This window comes from Adlercreutzia sp. ZJ242 (genome assembly GCF_011038995.1).
GTDB lineage: Bacteria > Actinomycetota > Coriobacteriia > Coriobacteriales > Eggerthellaceae > CAAEEV01.
In genome coordinates this window covers 1-6,542 of sequence record NZ_JAAKEE010000078.1, presented here as the reverse complement: position 1 = coordinate 6,542, position 6,542 = coordinate 1, and the positions used below count along the sequence as shown (strand labels likewise).

Sequence of the window (6,542 nt, the reverse complement as noted above, 5' to 3'; positions counted from 1 at the left end):
GGCGCGGGCGCGGGCGCGGGCACGGGCGCGGGCGGCGCCGGCAGCCCCTACGGCACGGGCACGGGCCCGAGCGCCGGCAGCTACGACTGGGTGGAGATCAACTGGGAGGACCTCTTCGGCGGCTCAAGCCCCTGGGCGCAGCCGGGCGCGGGCGTCACCATCCACCCCGAGGCGTCCGCCGCCGACACCGCCGAGGTGCGCCAGGCCGTCAGCTACATCAACGCGAGCAACTTCGCCGCAGCCCTCGGCATCCTCAACAACATCACCTCGGCGAACCGCAACGCGCGCTGGCACTACCTGAGCGCGCTCGCGAACAACGGCGCGGGCAACACCGTGGCCGCGCTCGAGAACATCCGCCGCGCGCGCAACCTGGACCCGGGCAACGCCGACTACGCGCGCGCCGAGCAGTCGTTCACGCGCCGCGCCCAGACCTACGAGCAGGAGAGCACCACGCGCGGCTTCTCCACGGGCTTCATCGACCCCAGCATGCTGTGCTGCTGCCTCTGCTTCGGCCCCACCCTCTGCCAGCCCTTCCTGTTCTGCCTCTGAGCCTGCCCCTGAGGCCCTGACCCGAACCCTCGAGAAAGCGAGCATATCCATGGCCGTCATCGGAATCGATCTTGGAACCACCAACAGCTGCGTCGCGGCGGTGCAGGGCGGCCAGCCCGAGGTCATCGCGAACGCCGAAGGCGAGCGCACCACGCCCTCCGTCATCGCCTTCTCCAAGGACGGCGAGCGCCTCGTGGGCACGGTCGCGCAGCGCCAGGCGGCCATGAACCCCCACCGCACAATCACCTCGGTCAAGCGCCGCATGGGCACCGACTGGCGCGCGGACGTCGACGGCAGGGCGTTCTCCCCGCAGGAGCTCTCCGCCATGATCCTGCGCAAGCTGCGCAAGGACGCCGAGAGCTACCTGGGGCAGCCCGTCACCGACGCCGTGATCACCGTGCCCGCCTACTTCAACGACATGCAGCGCCAGGCCACGAAAGACGCCGGCACCATCGCGGGCCTCAACGTGCTGCGCATCATCAACGAGCCCACGGCCGCCGCGCTCGCCTACGGGCTCGACCACGGCGACCCGCAGATGGTCATGGTGTACGACCTCGGCGGCGGCACGTTCGACGTGTCCGTCATCGAGATCGGCGACAACGTGATCGAGGTGCTGGCCACCGCCGGCAACAACCACCTCGGCGGCGACGACTTCGACGCGCGCCTCGCCGAGCACCTGATGGACGCCTTCCAGCGCCAGGCCGGCTTCGACGTGCGCCGCGACCCGATGGCCGCCCAGCGCGTGCGCGAGGCCGCGCAGAGCGCCAAGCGCGAGCTGTCGTCCCTGGAGTCCACCACGGTGAACCTGCCCTTCCTCGCCCAGGGGCCCTCAGGCCCGCTGCACCTGGAGCAGACGATCACGCGCGCCACGTTCGACCAGCTCACGCGCGACCTGGTGGAGGCTACCGCGGGGCCCGTGACCCAGGCGCTCGCCGACGCGGGCATCGCCGCGAGCGAGCTGGGCAGCGTGCTCCTGGTAGGCGGCTCCACGCGCATCCCCGCCGTGCAGGAGCACGTGCAGCGCCTCACCGGCAAGCGCCCGTCGAGCAGCGTGAACCCCGACGAGTGCGTGGCGCAGGGCGCCGCCGTCCAAGGCGCCACGCTCGCGAACGCGCAGGGCGGCCTGGTGCCCCGCGGCGGCGAGCTGCTGCTGCTCGACGTGGTGCCCATGTCGTTCGCCATCGAGACGGTCGGCGGCGTGGCCACGCGCGTCATCGACCGCAACACCACCCTGCCCGTCCACTACGAGCAGGTGTTCACCACCGCCGCTCCCTTCCAGACGAAGGTGGAGGTGCACGTGCTGCAGGGCGAGCGCCCCATGGCGCGCGACAACAAGACCATCGGGAAGTTCCAGCTCAAGGGCATCAAGCGCGCGCCGGCGGGCGTGCCGCAGATCAACGTGTGCTTCGACATCGACGCCAACGGCATCCTCACCGTGTCGGCCCGCGACCTCGGCACCGGCAACGAGCAGTCGATCACCATCACCGACTCCGAGCGCATGTCCGACGAGGAGATCCAGGCCGCCATCCGCGACGCCGAGCTCTACGCCGCCGAGGACCAGGCCCGCCGCGACTCCTTCGCGCGGCGCGAGGAGGCCCAGCAGCTCTACGGCCAGGCGGAGCAGGTGCTCAAGGACCGCGGCCGCGAGCTGGGCAAGGAGGAGAAGAAGGAGCTCAAGTCGGCCCACGCCGCCCTCGGGCGCCTCCTCCTGAAGAAGCCCGAGAAGATGAAGGACGACGACTGGGCGGAGATGGCGAAGGCCAGCGCCAACCTGAGGGACCTGCTCGCCAAGCTGTAGGTCGCCCGGCAGGGCGGGGCCGTCGCAGGTCGCCCGACGCGCAAGCCGGCCCCGCGAACCAGCCCCGCGAACCAGCCCCGCAAGCAAGCCGCGCCAAAACGCGCGAGCCGCGACGCAAGCAGGGGGAGGCGCCCGCCCGGCGGGGCGCCTCTCCCTTTTTCGTGCTTTATTTTATCCTCATATAGGAATATAATCTCGCTTAGCATATTAGCCTTCTATGGAAATATACTTGGGAGAGACTATATGAGCCGCCCCGGCGAACCCAGCACGATCACCTCGCCCGAAGCGAGCACCCCGCCCCCGCCGCCCCCGTCAAGCGACGCCAAGCCGCCGTCAGGCAGCGCCACGCGCCCCTCGAACGGCGCCGCGCGCTTGGCGCCCAGCGTCTCGGCGCGGCGCGCCAACCTCATCATCGCGGGGCTCGCCGTGTTCATGGTGCTCGCCGCGGGCGTGTCGCTCATGCTCGGGCGCTACCCCATCGAGCCCGCCCAGGCGCTCGCCATGCTCGCGAGCCAGGTCCCCGGCGTCACGCTCGAGCCCACCTGGACCTCGCAGCAGGCGACGCTGTTCTTCAACGTGCGCCTGCCGCGCATCATGCTCGCGCTCATGGTGGGCTGCTGCCTGGCCACCGCGGGCGCGGCCTTCCAGGGCACCTTCCAGAACCCGCTCGTCTCGCCCGACATCCTCGGCGCCTCCCAGGGAGCCGCCTTCGGCGCCGCCATCGCCATCCTCGCCGGCCAGGCGGCCTTCGGCGTGTCGGTCTCGGCCTTCGGCTTCTCCATCCTCACCGTGATGCTCGTCCTCCTCGTGTCGAGCCGCGCGAAGGGCAACCGCATCCTCGTCACCGTGCTCGCCGGCACCATGATCAGCTCGCTGTTCTCGGCGGGCGTGTCGTTCACCAAGCTCGTGGCCGACCCCACCGACGACCTGCCCGCCATCACCTACTGGCTCATGGGAAGCCTCACCGGCGCGAAGATGTCCGACATCGCCATCGCCGCCATCCCCATGGCGGTCGGCATGGCGGTGCTGTTCGCCCTGCGCTGGCGCATCAACATCCTCACCATGGGCGATGACGAGGCGTCCACCATGGGCATCGACGCCCGCCGGCTGCGCCTCTTCATCATCCTGGCCGCCACCATGGCCACCGCCTCGAGCGTGGCCATCTCAGGCATGATCGGCTGGGTGGGGCTCGTGGTGCCGCATCTGTGCCGCATGATGGTGGGCAGCGACTACCGCCGCCTCATCCCCGCGAGCATGCTGTTCGGCGCGAGCTTCCTGCTCGTGGTGGACAACATCGCGCGCCTCACGGCCACCTCCGAGATCCCCATCGGCATCCTCACGGCGTTCGTGGGAGCGCCTTTCTTCCTGTACCTGATCACGCGCAAGAAGAAGGTGTAGCGCATGAGCATCGAGATCACCAACCTGTCGTTTAGCTACGGGCGGCGCGAGGTGCTGCACGACGTGAACGTCAGCATCCCCGACGGCACGCTCGTGAACGTGCTCGGACCCAACGGCGTGGGCAAGTCGACGCTGTTCCGCTGCATCCTGGGGCTGAACGCGCGCTACGAGGGCGTCGTGCGCGTCAACGGGAAGGACATGCGCGCGCTGTCCGTGAAGCAGCGCGCCCGCGAGATCTCCTACATCCCCCAGAGCCACGCGCCGGTGTACGACTACGAGGTGCTCGACGTGGTGCTCATGAGCACCGGCGCCGACCTGGGCATGATGCGCTCCCCCGGCCCGCGCCACGTGGAGCGCGCCTACGCGGCGCTCGAGCGCGTCGGGATCGCGCACCTGGCACACCGCACCTACACGCAGATCTCCGGCGGCGAGCAGCAGCTCGTGCTCATCGCGCGCGCCATCGCGCAGGAGGCCCGCACCATCATCATGGACGAGCCCACGAGCGCGCTCGACTACGGCAACACCGTGCGCGTGCTCTCGTGCGTGCGCCAGCTCGCGCGCGAGGGGCTCTCCATCGTGCAGTCAACACATCAGCCTGACCAGGCATTCCTCTACTCCGACAAGACGCTCGTCATCGACGCCGGCACCGTGCGCGCCTACGGCGACCCGCGTGACGTCATCACGCGCGAGCTGGTGAGCGCGCTGTACGGCGTCGACGTCGAAGTCAACTCACTCTACGGCGATAAGGTGCGCGTCTGCGTGCCTGTGAAGGAGATCGCGCGGTGAGGGCAGCCCCGCCTGAAGGCGAGGCGCAAGTCCCCCGTCGTCAATCCGACGAAAGGAAGGAAGAACCGTGACCACCACAACCAAGAAGAGGACGAGGCTCATAGCGGCCTTCGCCGCCGCAGCGCTCGCGGCGAGCCTGGCGCTCGTCCTCGCCGGGTGCGCGTCGAACGCCGCGCCCGCGTCGTCTGCCAGCTCCTCGGCCAGCTCGGCTGCCGCCGAGGCGCAGACCCGCACGTTCACCGACTCGGCGGGCCGCACCGTCGAGCTGCCGGCCACCATCGAGCGCATCGCGCCGTCGGGCCACACCGCCAACCAGGTGCTGCTCACCATGGCGCCCGAGAAGATGGTGGGCCTCTCCCAGGACCTCACCGAGGACCAGGCGAAGTACTTCGACATCGACGCGGCCAACCTGCCCGTGTTCGGCGCGGCGTTCGGCGCGAAGGGCGACATCAACAAAGAGGCCGTGGCCGCTGCCGACCCGCAGGTCATCATCGACACCGGCGAGTACAAGGACGGCCTGAAGGAGGACCTCGACACCCTGCAGGAGCAGCTCGGCATCCCCTGCGTGTTCATCGAGACCAAGCTCGAGGACTACGGCGCCGCCTACGAGGACCTCGGCGAGCTGCTCGGCATGGAGGAGCGCGGGCGCGAGCTGTCCGACTACTGCAAGGCCGCCTATGACGAGACGACCTCCGTCATGGCCACCATCCCCGAGTCCGAGCGCGCCAACATCGCCTACCTGCTCGGCGACGCGGGCCTGAACGCCATCGCCGCGAACTCCTACCAGGGCGGCGTCATCGACCTGTGCGCCAACAACCTGTTCAAGCCCGAGAAGGCCACGGGCAGCGGCGCGGGCCAGGAGGTCAGCCTCGAGCAGATCGCCCTGTGGAACCCCGAGCTCATCGTGTTCCAGAAGGGCAGCATCTACGACACCGTGGGCGACAACCCCGCATGGGACGGCATCGCCGCCATCGACAGCGGCAACTACTACGAGGTGCCGGGCAGCCCCTACTGCTGGCTCAACAACCCGCCGACCGTGAACCAGGTCATGGGCATGCAGTGGCTGCCGCGCCTGCTCTACCCTGACAAGTTCGACACCTCCATCGAGGACGTGGCGAAGAGCTACTACCACACCTTCTACGGCTACGACCTGAGCGACGAAGAGGTGGCCAAGCTCACCGAGAACGCGCTTCCGAAGGCCGCCTAGCATCACCTCAGCATGCTGATATGAGCCTTCGGCAACGCAACTCGGGAAGGCTTCCAGCATGAGCGAAACCCTGGGCCCCAGTCTGACATATCAGACTGGGGCCCTCGCTTTCCCCTGGCGGCGCGCGAAAACACGCAAAAGTTCTGACCTGGGGTTTTGCAAGCGGGGATTAGGAAAATCGACCCTCAGGGTTGATGTTCCACCCGCAAAACGACCCCCAGAATCATTGACCGCAAAATGCTCATACCATATCTTGCACGATGTACGTTTCTGACGTGCGGGCGCACAGGTGACTTCTGTCACGCTCCCACGTCGAGAACACAGTCCTGAGGAGAGAATCATGGAAGGAGGGTGCGCGCAGTCGTTTCTTCTGGCTGCTGTGCAGTCTTAGCGCAGGGCGCGATCCGCCGTTGGGGAACGGCGAATCGTAGTCGCAAAGGAGCTCGGCCATCCCTATAAACCGAGCTTCTTTGCGATTCCTGATGACATGCCGCAGCTTTGTCTTGCTACTGCGTTGGGGATGAGATCTCTTTACTCGCTTTGCCCGCATTCCCTTAGCTCTACCGTAAGCGGCAAAGTACCTATTTTTCGTATAGGGGGTATTAATGGACAAAAAAGAGTTTACCGTTTCTGAAGTCATTGACTCTATCGGTATCAGCTCTCACACGTGGGTCATCTTCGTGATCCTCGCATTCGCAATGATCTTCGACGGTTATGACTTCATGATCGTCAACTCCACCAACCTGTTCGTGGCCCACACCTTCTGGCCCGACAACCCGAACCCCGGCACCCTCATGGGCTCGC

General features: G+C 67.5%; 5 protein-coding genes and 1 pseudogene. 5 read left to right on the top strand and 1 reads right to left on the bottom strand.

Translation table 11 applies throughout. The annotated features are described in order from the left end of the window. A pseudogene (locus G7Y49_RS11635) lies at positions 1-549 on the top strand (molecular chaperone DnaJ); the annotation flags it as partial. A 49-nt stretch (positions 550-598) separates the two neighbouring features. Continuing rightward, positions 599-2,347 carry a molecular chaperone DnaK gene (gene dnaK / locus G7Y49_RS11630; RefSeq protein ID WP_165173995.1) on the top strand — a complete coding sequence of 583 codons (1,749 nt, stop codon included), beginning with the start codon at positions 599-601 and terminating at the stop codon, positions 2,345-2,347. Positions 2,348-2,586: 239 nt separating this feature from the next. Here dnaK and G7Y49_RS12325 read toward each other — a convergent pair whose 3' ends face one another. Beyond that, positions 2,587-2,781: a hypothetical protein gene (locus G7Y49_RS12325; RefSeq protein WP_241157409.1), complete on the bottom strand. Its 195-nt coding sequence runs from the start codon at positions 2,779-2,781 to the stop codon at positions 2,587-2,589. Between G7Y49_RS12325 and G7Y49_RS11625 the strand changes: the two genes are divergently transcribed. The 3 genes from G7Y49_RS11625 (at position 2,780) to G7Y49_RS11615 (ending at position 5,738) form a co-directional block, all read left to right on the top strand. After that, positions 2,780-3,745, top strand: coding sequence for an iron ABC transporter permease (locus tag G7Y49_RS11625; protein WP_241157410.1), 966 nt, complete (start codon positions 2,780-2,782; stop codon positions 3,743-3,745). The genes G7Y49_RS12325 and G7Y49_RS11625 overlap by 2 nt on opposite strands. A 3-nt stretch (positions 3,746-3,748) precedes the next feature. Next, positions 3,749-4,531, top strand: coding sequence for an ABC transporter ATP-binding protein (locus G7Y49_RS11620; RefSeq protein WP_165173991.1), 783 nt, complete (start codon positions 3,749-3,751; stop codon positions 4,529-4,531). Between the two features lie 67 nt (positions 4,532-4,598). Next, positions 4,599-5,738, top strand: coding sequence for an ABC transporter substrate-binding protein (locus tag G7Y49_RS11615; protein WP_165173989.1), 1,140 nt, complete (start codon positions 4,599-4,601; stop codon positions 5,736-5,738). Positions 5,739-6,542 lie beyond the last annotated feature (804 nt).

Coding starts and splice junctions, on each gene's coding strand:
- G7Y49_RS11620 (WP_165173991.1), top strand. CDS start 3,749: ATGAGCATCGAGATCACCAACCTGTCGTTTAGCTACGGGCGGCGCGAG.
- G7Y49_RS11625 (WP_241157410.1), top strand. CDS start 2,780: ATGGTGCTCGCCGCGGGCGTGTCGCTCATGCTCGGGCGCTACCCCATC.
- G7Y49_RS12325 (WP_241157409.1), bottom strand. CDS start 2,781: ATGAACACGGCGAGCCCCGCGATGATGAGGTTGGCGCGCCGCGCCGAG.
- dnaK (WP_165173995.1), top strand. CDS start 599: ATGGCCGTCATCGGAATCGATCTTGGAACCACCAACAGCTGCGTCGCG.